Genomic DNA, 16704 nt, shown 5'->3' with positions numbered 1-16704 from the left:
AGGATACATAAAATGGAGGGTATAAAAATGAAAAGATGTGATTGGGTCAAGCTAGATGAGCCTTTGTATGTGGAATACCATGACAAGGAGTGGGGTGTACCGGTCTATGATGACCAGCATTTATTCGAGATGCTTTGCTTGGAGGGGGCACAGGCTGGCTTGAGCTGGTGGACGATTCTCCAAAAGCGTGAAGGCTATCGTGAGGCATTTGATCAATTCGATGTGGAAAAAATTATCCATTATACAGCAGACAAGTTAGAGGAATTGCAGCAAGACACACGGATTGTACGCAATAAATTAAAAATAGCTAGCGTGGTGACAAATGCTAAAGCATATCTCCAAATACAGGAAAAGCATGGCTCATTCTCAGATTATATTTGGGGCTTTGTAGATCACAAACCAGTTATGAATGAGTGGGCATCCATCAAAGAGGTGCCTGTGACGACAGAAATTAGTGATCGTATGAGCAAGCAATTGAAGAAAGATGGCTTTAAATTTATCGGTAGTACTATTTGTTATTCTTTTATGCAGGCAGTGGGCATGGTAAACGACCATACAACAGATTGCTGCTGTCGACAAAAGGAGCCAGCGGATGGCAATTGAACAAATTCGGGCTCAACTAGCCACGCAGGCCACGATTTTTCAAACTGGTGGTATTCGACCTACACATGATTTATTGGAAAGCTGGATTGGCTATGTGGGCTGGTCCTTACCAGAAGAGCAGCCACCATCTGGCTATCAGCCGCTCGCTACGTTTTTTCTAAAAGGTCTACCCTATGTACCGATGGCATTACAGTCTTTTCAATTAGTCACAGTCTTTGTCGATGAACGTCTATTAGATCATCTGATGGAGGATGATCTTTGTTCTTATTTTGATATTAGAACGTACACCACTTTGGAAGGCTTAGTAAAGCGCGAATGGCAGCATGAACAAATTCGCGCGTTTCCACTCATACCACAACATATCACGAACGACTATCCAACATGGGATGGGGGCGGTATTCCTGCTCAATTGGAGGAAGAGATTTTGACGTTGGAGCATGAAGAGCAGCTCGACTATTTTGAGGATATTGTTGAAGACCTCTATCCACTCCATAAAATTGGTGGCTATCCAAGCTTTTGTCAAAGTGGCGTTGATTTCGGTGACGATGCGCCATTTGTCCTCCAAATTGCCTCCGATGCAAAAGCGCGTTTGAACATCGTGGATCATGGTAATTTTTATTTATTCTACAATCCAACAATCCAGACTTGGCACGTCTATTGTGATTTCTACTAAAGGGATGGCGGCTTGTCTCTTTCATGAATTGTCATCATGATGAACCGGTAAATCAGATATAAGCCAAGGTACGCCCCTGTAATTAGAAAGACAGGGTTTAAGAACACAGCATGGATCGTTGTCATAAAGACTACATCCTCAAGAATAATGTTCGTTATAGCTGTAGCGGCAATCGTGCTAAACAGAATCGCAGCAAGGACACCTAGTATGTTGAAAAGAAGGCGAAAGCTAGCCCATTTGTGCTGAAGATATGCCATAAGGCTGGGGATGCCAATCGTGGCAGTCAGCATGAAAATTGTCATAACATCACATCCTTTCTTTCAGATTGCCCTTGTTCGTTCCTGCATAAACATAGAAAACGATAGGAGGGAAACCGATTGCGATGGCAAGAAGGAGAGTTAAAAAGCACTAGGAAGGTGAAAAAAGTGGAGCATAAAACGGTGGTTAAAAATGGCATTGGCTTTGGTTCGGTTTTAGCGATTACGATCTCCTGGAGTGTGCATCACTCCATCATTTGGGCAATCATCCATGGCTGTTTTAGCTGGCTGTATGTTATTTACTACGCCATCATGCGCTAAGCTTGTAGGTCAGCCTATCAACTAAGATGTTGTTTGAATAAAAATAACATTGGGTACATAAAAACAAAGCGTTCATAATTTTTAATGAGCAAGCATAAATAACAAAGTGCTCTTTTTCCAAAGTACCAATTGTATGAACGTAGAAGAAAGGTTGATAGAATGACACATCAAGTAACGGCTTTAAGTAATGTTAATGGTAATGCTACAGGCGTGGAAGGTATATTACAAAATGTAGCATTTATTTTATCGACGTTTACGATTCCTTGTCCGCTCCGCGAATATGTGACAAGGTCTGATATTCGTAAACCCTTCCAGCGTATGAAGAAAATAAACACAAAACGCCTCATAGAATGTATCCAACGTTTTGAGCCACGAGCTGTCGTAGTAGATGTTGATTATCTTGGCGATGTGAATAGAGGGAAATTAGAGCCTATTGTCAAAGTCATTGTCAATGAATAGCTGAAAAAATATGAATTCTGCCAGGTATGGTTTCACGAACCTGGCAGAAGATTAAATGTGCTTATAGTGGTAGGATTATGGTATATGAATTGGTGTCAAGTATGATAATGGAACAGTTACGCGTTTCTAATGGCAATAATTTGCTGGCAATCAATGATAAGTGGTGTTGCTGCTGCAGCATCTACCTCTAAGAATGTAGCGCAGCAAGTTTTAGGATCTAAGCTGATGAATAAAATTCCTGCAAAGCTACCGCCACCTGCTAAAATAACATCAACCAAAGTGCCAGGAGATAAGCATCTTAATAGATGACAAATACAGCCTTTACACTTGTGATCTTTGGAATAATCCTTCTCGTAGTAGTACTCTTCCTCCTCTTTTTTGCAAGAGCAAGAATCCTCCTTATGTTCCCATTTACAATGGTCATCCTTTTCATGACACTTACATCGCTGATGCTTCTGTTCCCATTTGCAATGCTCATGCTTGTGTTTGCATTTGCATCCTTCTTGTTTGTGTTCACATTTTTTTTCTAAATGACAATAGCATTTTACATATTGTTCACAGCACTTTTCTTTTTTATGATTCCAATTCATATATTGACTATATCTACTATCCTGCATCTTTTAATCTCCCTTTTTGTTAGTTTTTTAGTAATGGTAGCGCTAACCTTTACATTTCTAATCTATGAAGCCACAAACAAAACTTCTTGGTAATTTGCCCTTTGTACAAAAAGAAAATTATTTTTTAATAATTAAAGAGAGAAATAGCCATACATAGCTGTGAGAATAATAACAATTTCAGGGAAAAAGATTGCTAGACTTCCGCCTGTAAATTTCATGGAGAAATGGAGCGAATGTATGAAAAGTGTCCTGCAAATCTTCTTTTTATTCATGTGCTTACTGGTTGTGATGTCATTGTGGATGGTACAAAGGGAGCCTTTAGCTATAGCTCCGAGCACCGAAAGAGCAACTTCCTATGCTGAGGAGCTTGGCGAAAAATTACAAGCTACGAATTTTACAAAACAAGTGTTACTGGCGATACGGTCGGCAGGTTACTCGCCTGATAGTACAGTTGGTTATCTAATAGACTCTCCAGCGCATCAAGTCATCACTATTCAATTACACGATGGGGAAGAAATTGATGTAAGTACAGAAAGTGAAATTCAATCGATTATCGATGAGCTAGCTGAAAAGAATAATATGCATCTATTTATGGTTGATGTTCAATTACTAGAGCGTGAATAGTAGAGGGGAGGCACTGTGATCTGTGCCTTTTTACATATAAAGGGAATTGTAATATAATGATAAAGAGGTGAGAGAAATGAAAATATTAATATTAGGCGCGAGTGGACGTGTCGGCAGCCATTTGGTAGAACTAGCAATAAAGGATCAGCATGAGGTCACCCTATTAGTCCGAAATCCCGATAAATTACCGCACCATCATCAACAGCTGTGTGTAATGAAAGGGGATGTTTTAAACAAGCAGGATATCGAGCAGGCAATGCATCATGTGGATGTGGTGGTGAGTGCATTAAATACAGATGGAGGCACTACATTATCGGCTAGCTTACCATTGATTCTTGAAGCGATGACAAAGCAACAGGTGACAAGAATCATTACGATTGGAACAGCAGGGATTCTACAAAGTCGTGTAACGCCGACTCTTCTTCGTTACCAATCAACGGAATCGAAACGAAAATCGACCTTTGCTGCACAGGAGCACCAACGTGTATTCGAACAGCTACAGCAATCTGCTATGGATTGGACAATTGTTTGTCCTACCTATTTACCTGATGGGGCCTGGACAGGAAACTACCGCGTTGAACGCAACTTCTTGCCAGAGGGAGGTAGCGAAATTTCAGTAGCGGATACAGCAGATTTTGCCTACCAACAAATCTTCAGTGAGGAATTTTTGAGAACACGCGTCGGACTTGCCTACTAGAAAAGGGGAAATATAGTGAAATATATTCATGCCATCATCGGGATGGTAATCATTGTCGTAGGATGTGCCTTTCTCAGTACAACCATAGAGGAGGCGCCTGTTAGAAATGTGATGCTGAAAGTCTATGGAGCTATCATTGTTTCCATCGGGTTTTTCTACCTCAAAAAAATTGCGAAATTTGGTAAGCAATAAGCACTTTTACACACGGATAGTCTAAATGGACTTATCGCTTTAACCTTTCTTTATCCTAAATCGTCCAAATGATAGCTATTTTAGTGAAAAAATATACTGTTATTTTCCTTTTTATAGAAGGTTTGCTATACTTTATGTCGAATATATCTATTGAAGAGGTGATTGTATGGACAAGGAGATATCAAATAACTATCAATATCCTAAACACCTAACAAGCCTTGATGGAATCGAAACGACAGAATTATATGTCATCAAGATAACAAAGGAACAAGTGGATAGGTTGATTGAGGATATCGATCAAACATTAAAGACGTCGACATGACGTCTTTTTTCATGCCAAAAAAGGCCACCTTCCAAGGAAAGTGACCTCAAAACAGGAGAGCTATGGAAAGGCTAGATTTGCTTTACACTACTATTTGTATGTAAAAGTAATCTTGTTAGCTAGCCATTTGCCTGAAAGATAGATGAAATTTACTCGATTTTCTAGCAACTCAGTTCACTATCCATATATGTACTACCTCAGTTCTTCTGACATGAAAAGGAGTAATTCAAAGCCAAATAATCGCGGATGATAGTAGGCTGTCCGCCATTTTCAAGACATAGCTTACTGGCAATTTTAATTTCCTTCTGATTATAGTGAGATTGTGCCCCAATCAAAAATATGCCTGACAGTATCAATAATGTACCGATGCCCAACACATATTTTATAACCCTTTTCACTCATCTAACCTCCATTTCGATACGTTTACCCTATTGTCTAACATATGTTGAAGCATGAAAGCATTATGTTTAATTGACAATTTGTATACATTTGTATACAATCAGTTTAAATTAATGTATACAAATGTATACAAAAGGAGTGTTTTAGAAATGAGAGGATCTGGATTTAGAGAGCATATGAGAGAGGGACATCACCGTGGAGGACGCCACAGAGGCATGGAAGGCGCGCCACAGCGAGGAGCAAAAACGTTCCGACGCGGCAAAGCGATTTCATTTTTAGAGATGCTGCATGTGAAGCGAGCTACCATTAAACAGCAATTAGAACAGCCAGAATTTCAATCGATTCAGCAAATTTTAGTCGGTGAATTAAAAGCCATCGATCTAGTTATCCAAGAATTTTGCCAGTTGTTTGATATTCAAGAAAATGAAACCAACGACAGTCTACAAGAGGAAGATAACGTACATGAAACAAATGAATAACTATATAGATGAGGTATTTTATCAGGACGATGCCCTATTAGAGGATGTCCTGTCCTCTATTGCCGAAAATGGTATGCCTGCTATTTCTGTCTCTCGATCATCAGGAAAGCTGTTGACGATGCTTGTATCGATTACTAGGTCAAAGGCTATTTTAGAAATTGGTGCTCTTGGCGGCTATAGTGGTATTTGTCTGGCGAGAGGAATGGAAGGGAAAGGCAAACTGACATCCCTAGAGTTAGAGGATAAATATGCACAGCTAGCCGCTAAAAATCTTGCCAAGGCAGGCTTTGCCGAGCAGGTAACGTATATGACAGGTCCTGCATTGGATAGCCTTGAAAAGCTTGTGGCAACGGGACAGTGTTTTGATTTTTTCTTCATTGATGCTGATAAGGATAACTATGAAAATTATTTAGCCTATTGCATACAGCTAGCAAGCCCTGGTGCATTCATTGTGACAGATAATGTCCTAGCAGGAGGCAGTGTAGCAGACCCTATGGCGACACCCAAGCGCTATACAGCCATCATGAAAAAGTTCAATGTCACAGTGGCTAATCATCCGCAGCTGGATTCGATTCTTTTACCCATTGGGGATGGTATGACGGTTTCAAAAGTTATAAAATAATGCATATCAGAAATTAACTATTAATGGTAAAATATTGTTAGCAAACGATAAGGGAGAGATGCTTTTGAAGCAAGCACTAGTGATCATTGATGCACAGCAAGAATTAATCGAGGGAAATCAGGATGAACAAGCCGTCTATCGCAAGGATGAATTGCTTAAAACAATCAATGCCGTTATTCAAATAGCTATTGAGGTAGAGGCATATATTATCTTTGTGCGTGATCAGGATGTAGCGGGTGGAGAAGGGGAAGGCTTTCAAGTACATCAAGCGATCCAAGTACCTACTACCGCTGTTTATTTTGATAAACTGGCTACGAACGCTTTTTATAAGACAGGCTTACTCGATTATTTACAGGCCAATGAGGTAGAGCATTTGGTGATGATGGGCTGCAAAACCGAGCATTGCGTGGATACAGCAGTTAGAGCAGCAACTATTCAGGGCTTTGATGTCACATTGGTGGGAGATGGCCATTCAACAAATGGTTCCCAATACTTATCACCAGAAGATACAGTTGCCCACCATAACGACATCCTGCATGGCCATTACAATGTGGATCATTTCTCACTTGTGCGAAACGCCGATGAAGCATTATTTGAACCAACACATCATAGTTATCGCTAATTATAAAATGACCAAGAATCTAGGTTCTTGGTCATTTTTACATATAGAAATGATTGAGCATCCAACCTATAACCGTACTCACGATACCAACTCCTATCAAGACTAGCCCATGGGTTGGTGCTTGATAATCCTTTTTAAGTACAATCCCCATACAGATAGCCATAAGCCCACAAAAAGCTTGGAATAGGAGAAGGGCTACTACCACATTGACCCAACCGATGATTAAAAGTAATCGCTTACTATTATTTTCATGTACCATTTATTGTTCTCCTTCTTCATTTCTATGTAAATAAAGTGCCGTACCTAACACGCCTAGTAGTAGGATTGAAAAAATAATAGACATTGTCGCTTGATAGACAATGGCAGTTATAGCCAAAAACAGTAAAATAATCAGTATGATGAGACGTAGTAGGAATTTTGTTTTTTTACGAATGGCGAAAAAATCCTGTAGAATAATGAGTAAAAAGCTCACACCAAATAGGAGAGTATATTCAAGAATGATTAGAGGATGCGCATTCGGTACACTCTCACCACGAAAGTATTTTAAAATAATTATAGGAATGAGTATGTATTTTAAATACTTGTACCACTGGAAAAGACGATCCATGTTGCTGCCTCCAGCTCAATAGACTGTTTTTACAAATATTGTAACGGAAATTATGATCCGACACAATGATCTTTTATTTTCATAGGGCCACTGTGCGAGCAGTGACCCTAAGTATCAAGTCAGGAGGTGTAAGGCTAAAATTAGCTTTACACTATTATATGTATGTGAAAGTAGCTTCAAAAGCTAGTTATCTGCCTGCTCGATAGATTATTTTTTGGAAGGCGACTAAATGGGGCACCAATTGTCGGATGAAGGGCTACTATTCCTGCTAAAGTAAAGATAAGGAAGGTGATAGAAGTGGATTCTTTAACAAGGTTGAATAAGGCGATTACGTATATCGAGGCCAATCTAACAGAGGAAATTGATGTGCAAGAAGCTGCGAGATTAGCTTATTGCTCGGAATACCATTTTAAACGTATGTTTTCCTTTCTAGCAGGCATCTCGCTATCAGAGTATATTCGTCGTAGGCGTCTGACGCTTGCCGCACTGGAACTTTCAGATTCATCTATGAGAATTCTCGATATCGCGATTCGTTATGGCTATCGCTCTGCAGATGCATTTACAAGAGCCTTTCAGCAAATGCATGGCATCACACCATCGGAGGCGAGGCAAAATGGTCAGCACCTAAAAGCGTTTCCACGAATGACCTTCCAACTTACCATACAAGGAGGTTGTGAAATGAATTACCGACTCGAACAAAAAGAAGCGTTTCACATCGTGGGTCTTTTGAAAAGAGTACCTATCGTCTTTCAAGGAGAAAATCAAGCGATAACTGAAATGGCACGTGCATTAACAATGGAGGATATTGGGCAACTAAAAAAGCTGTCGAATGTAGAACCAACAGGAATCATCCAAGCCTCCACAAACTTTTCTGAGGGCAGAATGGAGGAAAAGGGCGAGCTTGATCATTATATCGGCGTAGCCACAACCGAAACGGCTCACCATTTTTCACAGTTGGATGTACCCGCTTGTACGTGGGCTGTCTTTGAAGCGATTGGACCATTCCCACAAACACTGCAGGAAACATGGGGGCGCATTTATGCGGAGTGGTTCCCATCATCTGGCTATGAACAGGTTGCTGGTCCAGAAATCGTGCGCCATACAAGCACGGATTTTTCCTCACCAACCTTTACAAGTGAAATCTGGATACCACTTCAGAAAAAGAAGCCTCTTGCATAATGCGAGAGGCTTTTACTGTATTTTCGTTCCATTGGGCAGCTGCTGATCGGGCGTTAACAGGATTACATCTCCCTCCACAGGTACACCACCAATGACTAATACCTCTGACTTAAAACCCGCAACGCGACGTGGCGGGAAATTAACAATCGCCACTACTTGCTTCCCAATAATGACTTCGGGTGTATAACGCTTCGTAATTTGTGCGGAAGACTGTTTAATGCCCAATTCTTCACCAAAATCAATTTTCATTTTAATCGCAGGAACCCGAGCCTTTGGCAGTTCCTCAGCCTCTAATACCGTGCCGATTCGTATATCAAGTGCTATAAAATCTTCTATTGTCGCCATCACTGTACTCCTTAAGCTTTTATGACAATGTTAGCATTTAATAGAAAAAAATACAAAAAAGAAGAGCACATTGCGTGCCCTTCTCTCGTTAACGACGATGCTCTACCAGGTCAATTGCACCTAACACAATGTGTGCTAAGCCAAAGCCAAAAATCGTATTGGCCACCATTTTGTTAGAGCCATGTTTTTGCTTCATTGCATAGCCTGCCGCCGTAACAGCTGACCCGAGTATAGTGGGGATTAAACCTTCACGAATTCCATTCATAAATTGATCCCTCCGTCGTATGATTCGGCGTGAGTTTCACACCATACTTACTATGAACGTTTGGCGCGGATACTATACTAGGCATCAACCGTATCAATCATGAAAGCAGTGATCTCCGTTTGATCTGCATTTGTATAGGCCTTGCAAAAAAGAACCACAGCACTTTCTTCATCATCAAACCATAAATAGCGAATTTCTGTTGTAAAACAACTTTGGTCATTCATTTCATATACATCAATAGCTAAGGAAGCTTCATCCAGCGGCCATGTTAAGGTACCTTGCAAGGCGAAAACCTCCTGCAGAAATATAGCAGTATCCTCTGTTAATATCTTCTCCTGTTGAAGTTTCTCATATCTATTATGTACTAAATCATCTAAGGTCATTTTCGTTAATGCTCTTATTTTGTCTTTCATTTGCATACCTCCATCCTTATAGTATTTTACTGGAAAAGGAAAAATTTTAATAGGTACATAGGGATTTATTGAAACGAAAAAGAGCGGTTAGCCGTATAATAAACGAAGGGAGGCTGAAAATGAAGTATATAGGCATTGGCACCATCTTGTCCATTCTAGGTGTGATATGCTCCATTCTCATATGGGGTAGAGAGAAAGCCCATTTGCTTTCAGGGCTACTCGGTGGAATTTTCATCGTTTCTGCCATGTTATTGTCAGGAGCCATCGCAAGCGGAGATAGAATGCGCGCCAATTTCGCAACAGAAACCAATGAAGACAGAAACGAACGCAATCTTCTCATAAATAATGCGTTACTATTAGCAATACCAAACATTATCGTAGCAATCTTTGTGTATTATCTATGAAGCTAATAGCAGCCATCAATTAAGAATAAGCCTTGCATTCAACACATTTAGCATTCTATCCACTTATTTGCATGAGCAATCCATTCTATCGATCAAAATGAGCGATGTATCCGTCAGAGTAGATATTTTATCCGTCAAATATAGAATTCTATCCACCGATTTGAAATGAGCAATCCATTCTAAGCATTTCTATCCATCAAAATGAGCGATGTATCCGTCAGATTAGCCATTGTATCCGTTACATTTAGAGTTCTATCCACCGATTTGCATTAGCAATCCATTCTAAGCATTTCTATCAATCAAAATAAGCATTGTATCCGCCAGATTAGACATTGTATCCGTCACATTTAGCATTCTATCCACTGATTTGCATGAGCAATCCATTCTAAGCGATTCTATCCATCAAAATGAGCGTTGTATCCGTCAGATTAGACAGTATATCCGTCACATTTAGAATTCTATCCACCAATCATTACATATAAAAATCATAAAAAGTGTCACATCTACCCTAGGTGTGGCTTTTTTTGTTGCATTTAATAGAGAGGAGTACATTTGCAATAGAGAGGTGGTACTATGCAATTAACAGATGGTACACAGATATTTGACACGGACATCATTGATGAGGCTGCTAAAAAGAGGGAGCGTGATGAGCAGGAGCGGGAGATGCTCAACGCCTTTGCCCGCTATGCATATCTACGATATAAGCAAATACGAGACAAAGTAAATCCGCGGAAATGCAAATATATGTATATTCATCAGGTACGTCAGCAATTAGCATTACCTGCTAGACTACAACGTGTTTGCAAGCTGCTAACGATGACGGAAGAGGAAGTTCTCTACATTGTTGAATTTGTGCGGAAGTATTTGAAATACGTTAAATAAGCCTCATCTTCAAAGATGGGGTTTTTTTACATAATTTCTAGGGAGAATTGTTTCTCAACAACCGCTCCATATAGTATGATGAACGTGTATAAAGGAGTGAGCGTAGTTGAGATTGATTAAATTTCTAGTGGTAATTGCTATATTTGTTGGTGTAGTGGGGTATGGTGTACTACATTTCGGCACAAAATTTGCCTCTGAAAAAATTGTAGATACCTTGTCGACAGAATTAGAAAATAGCGGACAAAAGGAAGAAATCAAAAATACCATTGAAAATGACCCACAATTAAAAGCCTATATGGAAGAGGCGAAAACGGTCGATAGCAGTACATTACCGTTTACGACAAAAGAAGAGGCAACGAAAGTCTTAATTCAAAAAGTGGGCATTACCGATTTGAACGACATGCGTGTAAAATTGCAGGACGGCTCGATGACGCAGGAAGAAGCTCTACAAATGGTGGAAGGCAAATTATCCGATGAAGAGATTGCAGCTTTAAAAGTCATTGTCTATAAAGAGCTTTATGAATAACAAGCAGCAGAAGCAATTGTTTGCTTCTGCTGCTTGCATTACCCACTACAGATCATGATTATATTTCCATCTAAATCTTGAATGTTGAAGTAAGCAAAGTCATCAAAACGTTCTATAGGCCGAACAATCGGAATGCCCTTGTCTTTCATAGACTGATAGGCATCGTCAATATTGTTTGTGTAGAAATTAAACAACACATGCTTGGACGGCTGTAACTGAAAGCCAGGATCAAATGTGTGATCGTCTAAGGTAATTCCCGTCTCAGAGGAAATGGGTAAATTGTAGACAGGCGAAACTACCTTCTCTTCACAAAAGGGCAGACCAAGAAGTTGGCTATACCATTCTGCTGATTGACGTAAATCTCGGACATGAATAAAAACATTATTCACCTTCTTGGTAAGAGGGGACGTTACAAAATTCATTCTTTCTACCACCTTTCGCTTGTTATGATAGGAATTCGCTAAAAAAATTTTTTCACCGGCTTAAAAGAGCATGCTTCATGGCATGTTCTTTTTTTATGTCCCATTTTTAAAAATTTTCTTTATATAGTTAGAAAGGACATTAGATGGAAAGAGGGATCGTCATGATTTATCGAGTAGCCAAAAAGGAGAATTATGTGGTTTTGGATAAAGCATTTTTAAATGATGAGCAATTAAGCTGGAAAGCAAAGGGTCTGCTTGCCTATATGCTGTCTTTGCCAGATGATTGGTCATTTAGTCTTGCAGATTTAGCAATACGTAGTAAATGTGGGCGGGAAGCGACAGCCAAAATTTTGGACGAACTCATAGAGGCGGGCTATCTTCAAAAAGTACAGGAACGAGGAAAAGACGGCAAGTTCGGTAGGGTAGAATTTTTTGTCTATGAAGCATCAAAACGTGCTGCTATACCGTCAACGGGAAATTCGTCAACGGTCGTACCATCGACGGAAAAGCCCACACTACTAAATAATAATTTACTAAATAATCAATTACTAAAAGATAAAGATGATAAGGAGTCTACTAACACTGCCTACCACTTTTATGTGCAACAAGGCTTTGGCAAACAAACAGCCTATATTGCTAGTAAAATTCGTCATTGGCTCACTGTTTTTTCAGAGGACATGGTCATCTATGCGATGAAGCTAGCGGTGGAGCATAATGTTTTACGCTGGCGGTATGTAGAGAGCATCTTACAAAATTGGTGCCATCAGAACATAAAGAGTCTTGCAGATATTGCTATCGACCAGCAGCGTTTTCAAGCCCGCAAGCAGCAAGTGTCATCACATTCTAAAGCCAGAAGACGGGAAATCATTCCGCAGTGGTTTCAGCAGAGTGGTGATCAGGAACAAGAATCTCAGCCAACAATTGATTTTGCAGCAGAACGACAAAAAATTTTAGCCCTCTTACGGAGTGAACAAATTCTCCGCATACCATAAAGGCTTAATCGATGAAAAGTTATCATGATCCTGTAAAATCATGTGAATTCTTTCCAACGCATCGTCAAAGGAGCGTGGGTCATAGTGACGAGTCCAAACAATGGTTGAAAAGATAGTCATGGCTGCATAGAGGGCATATAACCGCCAAAACATATCGTCTGGTGAAGATGAAAAATAGCCATCAATCTGCCCAATACAATAGGGGATACTTTGTCGTCTACTAAACAAGGCAAGATTATAAAAATCATGATAAGGATCACCCACATCATAGCCATTAAAATCTATCACCCCATTGTAAGTATGTCCTTTACAAATAATGTGACCGAGATGAAAATCATCATGAAGCAGGGTGATGGGGCGTTGCTTTAACAGTGGTAAGTGCGTTTCAATAAAGCGCAATAGTTTAGCTTCTTGTGGAAGTTGATAGGCATCTTGTTGGTATGCCTTCAAATAGGTAGAAAACTTTTTGAGCTGTGTTGTCTCCCAATGAATTATTTGCGGAGGGCTCACTTGATGTATTTTTCTTAATTCTTTCCCCGCCGCAAGCCCAAGGTGGAATTGCTCAGAGTCAGAAAGTCCCTGAATAATTTCATCTGCTGGTGTTTCTTCTAAAAAGCTAACGACCATTGCGGATACATTGGCTTCCTGAAACAAGGTATAGTCAACGGCTTTATGTGTTCTTACACCCTGCTTTGCTAACTCTTGGAGCAAGGAAAACTCTACTGCACGTTTGTCATGATGTGCTAGATCTGACAAGCGCACCAAATAGCGCGTTTCACCAACTGTTACCAGATACTTGCTATCAGGTGAATAGCCTTTGTTAATTTTCACTAGCTGTGTAAAGCCGTGTAAGCTTGGTAATTGACGAATAATCTCTACTGCCTGCACACTTTCTTTCCTCGCTTTCAATATTTTAGAAGAACTAAAATACTACAGAAAACAATACTTTGTCAATGCTTGGAAGCGAGAAAAGAGGTTATAAAATCATAATGAAAAAATAGTAAAAGAGCACAACTAACTAGAAAACACTTTTGTGCGCGCATTTACTAATAGTAAGTGGATGTCCTTGTGACATTCACACTTCATAGCTTCGAGGAAAGAGAGGTGAAACGATCGCAGTAGCCTTAAGCGCGAAAAGAAGCTAATAAGCCTCAAAAGGAACCTCTAATTATCTGTTGTTTACCCTAAAAAACCCAAAAAGAAGAAAAGAATAACATAGCGTCAGTCGCTAAAAATAATAGGAAAGGACGGTGCAACATGAGTTATGTTATTGAAAAACAGATGATGTCAGGGCTACCGAATCAAGCGCTAACGGCAGTCAAATACGTTGTGGCGCATGAATCAGGTAATGGCAGCAATACAGGTCCAAATGCATTGGAAAACGAAATTGCCTATATGAATCGAAATAAAGCCAATGCCTTTGTTTCTCACTGGGTAGGCGGTGGTGGAAGAATCGTACAAGTAGCCCCAGTCAATCGCGTGCAATATGGCTGTGGACCAAAGGGAAATCCGTATAGCTATGCCCAGGTGGAATTGGCACGGACTGCTGATAAGGAACAATTTAAAAAGGACTATGCGGCTTATATTTGGCTGTTACGTAAGCTTGCGATAGAGGCAGGGATTCCCACTGTTTTAGATGGTAGCGGCAACGGCATTAAGTCACATCGATGGATTGCGGAAAATCTAGGAGGCACTACGCACAAAGATCCTTTTGACTATTTAAAAAGTATGGGGATTACAGAAGCACAGTTCCAGCAAGATATTAAAAATGGGCTTGAGGAGGGATTAACAGTGTCACAATATAATGAGCTAAAACAAGAAATAGAGACGTTGAAAAGCTTACTAGCTGAAAAAGCTAGTTTACAAACAAGCAGAGAAGTTGGGGCAGCCCATAAAGAGGCTTGGGAGTGGGCTATTAGCGAAGGCATTATCCGAGGCGATGGAAGTAAGAACATGAATCCAGCAGGCGCCTTAACAAGAGAGCAAATGGCGACCATGCTGAAACGCTATTACGACAAATTTATAGCCAACTAATTGTGCAGGATAAAGCTCCTATGTCATCACGAGCTTTATCCTTTTTCATTGAATAAAGGTTTTTTTAAAATTTTGTCGAATGTAGTAGAAGAGAGGAGGGGTTTTGATGTTAACCAAAATAAGAAAAGTAAAATTTGAACAAGAAAGAAAAAATCCATTATACCAGGTGGTGATGGAATGTCCCGATGGTAAGCAACTCTATGTAAAATTTGATTATACGTATAAAACAAAAAATTTCTGGCCATTAGAAGTGAATTATAATAAAAAGAACTATGGTGCAAAGCTAGCATGGTATACAAATGAAGTCGAGAATATGACAGTGGCTTTATTTCTAGAAACGATTGCTGGTAAAATCAACAAGAAGTATGATTTTAACTTTAAGAAACAATAAAAAAAGCAGCACCTTGTAGGAGCATACTGCTTAAGACTTGTCCATTATTTAGTTGAGATATAAACAACAAGTGCTGCCTCATCAAATGTTACATTTGCGCCAAGTGCTTGACTGACAAAGCGTAAAGGCACCATTGTTGTACCTTGATATATTTCAGCAGGATGGCTGAGTGTGATTGTTGATGCAGAACCATTTGTATCAACATAAGCCGTTTTATTCCCCACACCAATCACAATTTTTTTACTGTCCTTTGTTGCCGTTACTTTTTTTGTTGCATTATCATAGCTAACCGTTGCCCCAAGAGATTCAAAGATTGCCTTCATTGGCACTAAGGTTGTGCCATTTTTCATATAAGCGCTAGGCGTATAATTTTGCTTCACGTCATTTAAATAGACAGCAACCTTCGTTAATACAGGTGCTACCGTTGCTTTAGGGGCTGGCGCAGAATAACTTTGACCGCCTGAAGAAGGCCCTGCATCATTGCCACCATTGCCATTATGATAATGATAGCCAGAACAAAGCCCTTTAGCCTTTGATTTGTCAGAACAGTTGTGACCGCCATTGCTATCTAAACGCCCTGGATGTGCGCTCGCAATAGAGGCTGTGGTGAAAAATAATGTAAGCATCGCCATCAGCAAAACCAATTTCTTCATATAAATCCTCCAATTCTCAAAATATGTAATTATTATACTCTTGAAAAGAGAATTTTGATATGTTTTTATAGGAAATTAGTTTTAACCCAATAAAAGGCACTACCAGTCAAGATTGGTAGTGCCATTTTGTTATACGGTTAATTGATTTTCGTTTTGGAGATCAATGGCTTTTTGGAGCAGTCGATGCAGAACGGCTGCAAAGGTTGCAATCGTACTGGTTACAAAGATGCTGATAAGTGTCAGCGTAATAATTCCTGTAATATCTTCCTTGCCAGTAAACATTATCATAATTGATGCAATACCTAGCGCAAGGCCGGCTACAATAGTGAGAGCACAATTTTTGATCGTTCTCAAAGCCCGTACAGATGATTTGGAGAACGCTTTATGCTGGTCGATGTTCGTTAAGAGGCGATAGGCCTGATACAACGCCGTGTAATAGGGAATGCATAGTGCATACACATAGAGTAAAAAAAGATAAGACAAATAGGAGGATTCGGGATGTGCCGCTGCATCTCTACTGGCTATCCCAGGTAGCCAAAATAGTCCTAAAGCTAATACAGGGATACCTAGCAGCATAATCACACTCTTTAGGAAAATGGTTGACCCCTTTTTATGTTTCATACAAAACACCTCACTGGTAATGATATATTGATTTTAAAATAAAATTTATCGTTTTTCAATAAAAATATATTACTATTCATTGA

The 16704-nt window shown here is 39.8% G+C and carries 30 protein-coding genes; 18 read left to right on the top strand and 12 right to left on the bottom strand.

Going from position 1 to position 16704, the window contains the following annotated elements; all coding sequences use genetic code 11:
* Window positions 1–27 precede the first annotated feature (27 nt).
* Together HXV90_RS05935 and HXV90_RS05930 are read left to right on the top strand one after the other, a co-directional pair.
* Window positions 28–603 carry a DNA-3-methyladenine glycosylase I gene (locus HXV90_RS05935; protein WP_269898611.1) on the top strand — a complete coding sequence of 192 codons (576 nt, stop codon included), beginning with the start codon at window positions 28–30 and terminating at the stop codon, window positions 601–603.
* The gene (locus HXV90_RS05930) at window positions 593–1276 is read left to right on the top strand and encodes a YwqG family protein (RefSeq protein ID WP_269898610.1); all 684 of its coding nucleotides are present in this window, start codon (window positions 593–595) and stop codon (window positions 1274–1276) included. The genes HXV90_RS05935 and HXV90_RS05930 overlap by 11 nt, the downstream gene beginning before the upstream one ends.
* On the opposite strand, the gene HXV90_RS05925 is transcribed toward HXV90_RS05930, so the two are convergent.
* Window positions 1273–1578, bottom strand: coding sequence for a hypothetical protein (locus HXV90_RS05925; RefSeq protein WP_048393885.1), 306 nt, complete (start codon window positions 1576–1578; stop codon window positions 1273–1275). The genes HXV90_RS05930 and HXV90_RS05925 overlap by 4 nt on opposite strands.
* Before the next feature lie 75 nt (window positions 1579–1653).
* Here HXV90_RS05925 and HXV90_RS05920 point away from each other — a divergent pair, with 75 nt between their 5' ends.
* Together HXV90_RS05920 and HXV90_RS05915 are read left to right on the top strand one after the other, a co-directional pair.
* Window positions 1654–1854: a hypothetical protein gene (locus HXV90_RS05920; protein WP_048393883.1), complete on the top strand. Its 201-nt coding sequence runs from the start codon at window positions 1654–1656 to the stop codon at window positions 1852–1854.
* Between the two features lie 159 nt (window positions 1855–2013).
* Window positions 2014–2313: a GPW/gp25 family protein gene (locus HXV90_RS05915; RefSeq protein ID WP_048393880.1), complete on the top strand. Its 300-nt coding sequence runs from the start codon at window positions 2014–2016 to the stop codon at window positions 2311–2313.
* A gap of 116 nt (window positions 2314–2429) precedes the next feature.
* Here HXV90_RS05915 and HXV90_RS05910 read toward each other — a convergent pair whose 3' ends face one another.
* Window positions 2430–2930, bottom strand: a complete 501-nt coding sequence (locus HXV90_RS05910) for a hypothetical protein (protein WP_048393879.1) — start codon at window positions 2928–2930, stop codon at window positions 2430–2432.
* Between the two features lie 237 nt (window positions 2931–3167).
* Between HXV90_RS05910 and HXV90_RS05905 the strand changes: the two genes are divergently transcribed.
* The 4 genes from HXV90_RS05905 to HXV90_RS05890 all read left to right on the top strand — a co-directional run bounded on the left by HXV90_RS05905 (window position 3168) and on the right by HXV90_RS05890 (window position 4765).
* Window positions 3168–3554, top strand: coding sequence for a hypothetical protein (locus HXV90_RS05905; protein WP_048393877.1), 387 nt, complete (start codon window positions 3168–3170; stop codon window positions 3552–3554).
* A gap of 76 nt (window positions 3555–3630) precedes the next feature.
* Window positions 3631–4251 carry an NAD(P)-dependent oxidoreductase gene (locus HXV90_RS05900; protein ID WP_259949092.1) on the top strand — a complete coding sequence of 207 codons (621 nt, stop codon included), beginning with the start codon at window positions 3631–3633 and terminating at the stop codon, window positions 4249–4251.
* A gap of 15 nt (window positions 4252–4266) precedes the next feature.
* Complete coding sequence (locus HXV90_RS05895) at window positions 4267–4443, top strand: hypothetical protein (RefSeq protein WP_269898609.1); 177 nt, start codon at window positions 4267–4269, stop codon at window positions 4441–4443.
* 166 nt (window positions 4444–4609) lie between these two features.
* A complete protein-coding gene (locus HXV90_RS05890; protein ID WP_016993988.1) occupies window positions 4610–4765 on the top strand; it encodes a hypothetical protein in 156 nt (51 codons plus the stop codon).
* A gap of 197 nt (window positions 4766–4962) precedes the next feature.
* Here the strand turns inward: HXV90_RS05890 and HXV90_RS05885 are convergent, their stop codons facing one another.
* Window positions 4963–5163, bottom strand: a complete 201-nt coding sequence (locus tag HXV90_RS05885; protein ID WP_016993987.1) for a hypothetical protein — start codon at window positions 5161–5163, stop codon at window positions 4963–4965.
* 150 nt (window positions 5164–5313) lie between these two features.
* Between HXV90_RS05885 and HXV90_RS05880 the strand changes: the two genes are divergently transcribed.
* The 3 genes from HXV90_RS05880 to HXV90_RS05870 all read left to right on the top strand — a co-directional run bounded on the left by HXV90_RS05880 (window position 5314) and on the right by HXV90_RS05870 (window position 6887).
* On the top strand, window positions 5314–5643 hold the full coding sequence (locus HXV90_RS05880; protein WP_233436338.1) for a hypothetical protein: 330 nt from the start codon (window positions 5314–5316) through the stop codon (window positions 5641–5643).
* Entirely contained in the window at window positions 5627–6265 is a 639-nt protein-coding gene (locus tag HXV90_RS05875) for an O-methyltransferase (RefSeq protein WP_048393874.1), read from the top strand. The genes HXV90_RS05880 and HXV90_RS05875 overlap by 17 nt, the downstream gene beginning before the upstream one ends.
* A gap of 64 nt (window positions 6266–6329) precedes the next feature.
* Window positions 6330–6887 carry an isochorismatase family protein gene (locus tag HXV90_RS05870; RefSeq protein WP_269898608.1) on the top strand — a complete coding sequence of 186 codons (558 nt, stop codon included), beginning with the start codon at window positions 6330–6332 and terminating at the stop codon, window positions 6885–6887.
* A 37-nt stretch (window positions 6888–6924) separates the two neighbouring features.
* Here HXV90_RS05870 and HXV90_RS05865 read toward each other — a convergent pair whose 3' ends face one another.
* Together HXV90_RS05865 and HXV90_RS05860 are read right to left on the bottom strand one after the other, a co-directional pair.
* Complete coding sequence (locus tag HXV90_RS05865; RefSeq protein WP_115673735.1) at window positions 6925–7146, bottom strand: hypothetical protein; 222 nt, start codon at window positions 7144–7146, stop codon at window positions 6925–6927.
* Window positions 7147–7494 (bottom strand): hypothetical protein, encoded by a 348-nt coding sequence (locus HXV90_RS05860; protein ID WP_269898607.1) that lies wholly within the window; start codon window positions 7492–7494, stop codon window positions 7147–7149.
* 297 nt (window positions 7495–7791) lie between these two features.
* On the opposite strand from HXV90_RS05860, the gene HXV90_RS05855 reads away from it, so the two are divergent.
* Window positions 7792–8673, top strand: coding sequence for an AraC family transcriptional regulator (locus HXV90_RS05855; RefSeq protein ID WP_269898606.1), 882 nt, complete (start codon window positions 7792–7794; stop codon window positions 8671–8673).
* Between the two features lie 12 nt (window positions 8674–8685).
* Here the strand turns inward: HXV90_RS05855 and csaA are convergent, their stop codons facing one another.
* The 3 genes from csaA to HXV90_RS05840 all read right to left on the bottom strand — a co-directional run bounded on the left by csaA (window position 8686) and on the right by HXV90_RS05840 (window position 9696).
* The gene (gene csaA, locus HXV90_RS05850) at window positions 8686–9018 is read right to left on the bottom strand and encodes a chaperone CsaA (RefSeq protein ID WP_004228641.1); all 333 of its coding nucleotides are present in this window, start codon (window positions 9016–9018) and stop codon (window positions 8686–8688) included.
* Window positions 9019–9106: 88 nt separating this feature from the next.
* Entirely contained in the window at window positions 9107–9283 is a 177-nt protein-coding gene (locus tag HXV90_RS05845; protein WP_004228639.1) for a hypothetical protein, read from the bottom strand.
* 77 nt (window positions 9284–9360) lie between these two features.
* Window positions 9361–9696: a DUF7668 domain-containing protein gene (locus HXV90_RS05840; protein WP_259949106.1), complete on the bottom strand. Its 336-nt coding sequence runs from the start codon at window positions 9694–9696 to the stop codon at window positions 9361–9363.
* A 119-nt stretch (window positions 9697–9815) separates the two neighbouring features.
* On the opposite strand from HXV90_RS05840, the gene HXV90_RS05835 reads away from it, so the two are divergent.
* From HXV90_RS05835 to HXV90_RS05825, 3 genes are all read left to right on the top strand, one after another.
* Window positions 9816–10100, top strand: a complete 285-nt coding sequence (locus tag HXV90_RS05835) for a DUF5316 family protein (RefSeq protein WP_269898605.1) — start codon at window positions 9816–9818, stop codon at window positions 10098–10100.
* A 573-nt stretch (window positions 10101–10673) separates the two neighbouring features.
* Window positions 10674–10982: a hypothetical protein gene (locus HXV90_RS05830; protein WP_004228634.1), complete on the top strand. Its 309-nt coding sequence runs from the start codon at window positions 10674–10676 to the stop codon at window positions 10980–10982.
* 106 nt (window positions 10983–11088) lie between these two features.
* Window positions 11089–11508, top strand: coding sequence for a hypothetical protein (locus HXV90_RS05825; RefSeq protein WP_048393864.1), 420 nt, complete (start codon window positions 11089–11091; stop codon window positions 11506–11508).
* A gap of 38 nt (window positions 11509–11546) precedes the next feature.
* Here HXV90_RS05825 and HXV90_RS05820 read toward each other — a convergent pair whose 3' ends face one another.
* Entirely contained in the window at window positions 11547–11930 is a 384-nt protein-coding gene (locus HXV90_RS05820) for a VOC family protein (RefSeq protein ID WP_269898604.1), read from the bottom strand.
* 161 nt (window positions 11931–12091) lie between these two features.
* Between HXV90_RS05820 and HXV90_RS05815 the strand changes: the two genes are divergently transcribed.
* Window positions 12092–12922 (top strand): DnaD domain protein, encoded by an 831-nt coding sequence (locus tag HXV90_RS05815; RefSeq protein ID WP_269898603.1) that lies wholly within the window; start codon window positions 12092–12094, stop codon window positions 12920–12922.
* Here the strand turns inward: HXV90_RS05815 and HXV90_RS05810 are convergent.
* Complete coding sequence (locus HXV90_RS05810) at window positions 12890–13810, bottom strand: phosphotransferase family protein (RefSeq protein WP_269898602.1); 921 nt, start codon at window positions 13808–13810, stop codon at window positions 12890–12892. The genes HXV90_RS05815 and HXV90_RS05810 overlap by 33 nt on opposite strands.
* Window positions 13811–14179: 369 nt before the next feature.
* Between HXV90_RS05810 and HXV90_RS05805 the strand changes: the two genes are divergently transcribed.
* Together HXV90_RS05805 and HXV90_RS05800 are read left to right on the top strand one after the other, a co-directional pair.
* Complete coding sequence (locus tag HXV90_RS05805) at window positions 14180–14956, top strand: N-acetylmuramoyl-L-alanine amidase (RefSeq protein WP_048393857.1); 777 nt, start codon at window positions 14180–14182, stop codon at window positions 14954–14956.
* Between the two features lie 106 nt (window positions 14957–15062).
* A complete protein-coding gene (locus HXV90_RS05800; protein WP_048393855.1) occupies window positions 15063–15347 on the top strand; it encodes a hypothetical protein in 285 nt (94 codons plus the stop codon).
* A 44-nt stretch (window positions 15348–15391) separates the two neighbouring features.
* Here the strand turns inward: HXV90_RS05800 and HXV90_RS05795 are convergent, their stop codons facing one another.
* Together HXV90_RS05795 and HXV90_RS05790 are read right to left on the bottom strand one after the other, a co-directional pair.
* Window positions 15392–16000, bottom strand: a complete 609-nt coding sequence (locus HXV90_RS05795; protein WP_269898601.1) for a copper amine oxidase N-terminal domain-containing protein — start codon at window positions 15998–16000, stop codon at window positions 15392–15394.
* A 129-nt stretch (window positions 16001–16129) separates the two neighbouring features.
* Entirely contained in the window at window positions 16130–16621 is a 492-nt protein-coding gene (locus tag HXV90_RS05790; protein WP_269898600.1) for a DUF2975 domain-containing protein, read from the bottom strand.
* Window positions 16622–16704: the final 83 nt, after the last annotated feature.

It is taken from the genome of Lysinibacillus sp. JK80 (assembly GCF_027557635.1).
Taxonomy (GTDB): domain Bacteria; phylum Bacillota; class Bacilli; order Bacillales_A; family Planococcaceae; genus Lysinibacillus; species Lysinibacillus capsici.
This window is presented reverse-complemented; position numbering and strand designations above follow the sequence as displayed.

Bases quoted from the DNA above. Each gene is read 5' to 3' on its own strand.
- HXV90_RS05860 (WP_269898607.1), bottom strand. From the start codon at position 7,494: ATGGATCGTCTTTTCCAGTGGTACAAGTATTTAAAATACATACTCATT.
- HXV90_RS05830 (WP_004228634.1), top strand. From the start codon at position 10,674: ATGCAATTAACAGATGGTACACAGATATTTGACACGGACATCATTGAT.
- HXV90_RS05880 (WP_233436338.1), top strand. From the start codon at position 5,314: ATGAGAGGATCTGGATTTAGAGAGCATATGAGAGAGGGACATCACCGT.
- csaA (WP_004228641.1), bottom strand. From the start codon at position 9,018: ATGGCGACAATAGAAGATTTTATAGCACTTGATATACGAATCGGCACG.
- HXV90_RS05875 (WP_048393874.1), top strand. From the start codon at position 5,627: ATGAAACAAATGAATAACTATATAGATGAGGTATTTTATCAGGACGAT.
- HXV90_RS05925 (WP_048393885.1), bottom strand. From the start codon at position 1,578: ATGACAATTTTCATGCTGACTGCCACGATTGGCATCCCCAGCCTTATG.
- HXV90_RS05905 (WP_048393877.1), top strand. From the start codon at position 3,168: ATGAAAAGTGTCCTGCAAATCTTCTTTTTATTCATGTGCTTACTGGTT.
- HXV90_RS05805 (WP_048393857.1), top strand. From the start codon at position 14,180: ATGAGTTATGTTATTGAAAAACAGATGATGTCAGGGCTACCGAATCAA.
- HXV90_RS05900 (WP_259949092.1), top strand. From the start codon at position 3,631: ATGAAAATATTAATATTAGGCGCGAGTGGACGTGTCGGCAGCCATTTG.
- HXV90_RS05800 (WP_048393855.1), top strand. From the start codon at position 15,063: ATGTTAACCAAAATAAGAAAAGTAAAATTTGAACAAGAAAGAAAAAAT.
- HXV90_RS05890 (WP_016993988.1), top strand. From the start codon at position 4,610: ATGGACAAGGAGATATCAAATAACTATCAATATCCTAAACACCTAACA.
- HXV90_RS05790 (WP_269898600.1), bottom strand. From the start codon at position 16,621: ATGAAACATAAAAAGGGGTCAACCATTTTCCTAAAGAGTGTGATTATG.
- HXV90_RS05915 (WP_048393880.1), top strand. From the start codon at position 2,014: ATGACACATCAAGTAACGGCTTTAAGTAATGTTAATGGTAATGCTACA.
- HXV90_RS05865 (WP_115673735.1), bottom strand. From the start codon at position 7,146: ATGGTACATGAAAATAATAGTAAGCGATTACTTTTAATCATCGGTTGG.
- HXV90_RS05930 (WP_269898610.1), top strand. From the start codon at position 593: ATGGCAATTGAACAAATTCGGGCTCAACTAGCCACGCAGGCCACGATT.
- HXV90_RS05845 (WP_004228639.1), bottom strand. From the start codon at position 9,283: ATGAATGGAATTCGTGAAGGTTTAATCCCCACTATACTCGGGTCAGCT.
- HXV90_RS05820 (WP_269898604.1), bottom strand. From the start codon at position 11,930: ATGAATTTTGTAACGTCCCCTCTTACCAAGAAGGTGAATAATGTTTTT.
- HXV90_RS05840 (WP_259949106.1), bottom strand. From the start codon at position 9,696: ATGAAAGACAAAATAAGAGCATTAACGAAAATGACCTTAGATGATTTA.
- HXV90_RS05910 (WP_048393879.1), bottom strand. From the start codon at position 2,930: ATGCAGGATAGTAGATATAGTCAATATATGAATTGGAATCATAAAAAA.
- HXV90_RS05835 (WP_269898605.1), top strand. From the start codon at position 9,816: ATGAAGTATATAGGCATTGGCACCATCTTGTCCATTCTAGGTGTGATA.
- HXV90_RS05815 (WP_269898603.1), top strand. From the start codon at position 12,092: ATGATTTATCGAGTAGCCAAAAAGGAGAATTATGTGGTTTTGGATAAA.
- HXV90_RS05795 (WP_269898601.1), bottom strand. From the start codon at position 16,000: ATGAAGAAATTGGTTTTGCTGATGGCGATGCTTACATTATTTTTCACC.
- HXV90_RS05935 (WP_269898611.1), top strand. From the start codon at position 28: ATGAAAAGATGTGATTGGGTCAAGCTAGATGAGCCTTTGTATGTGGAA.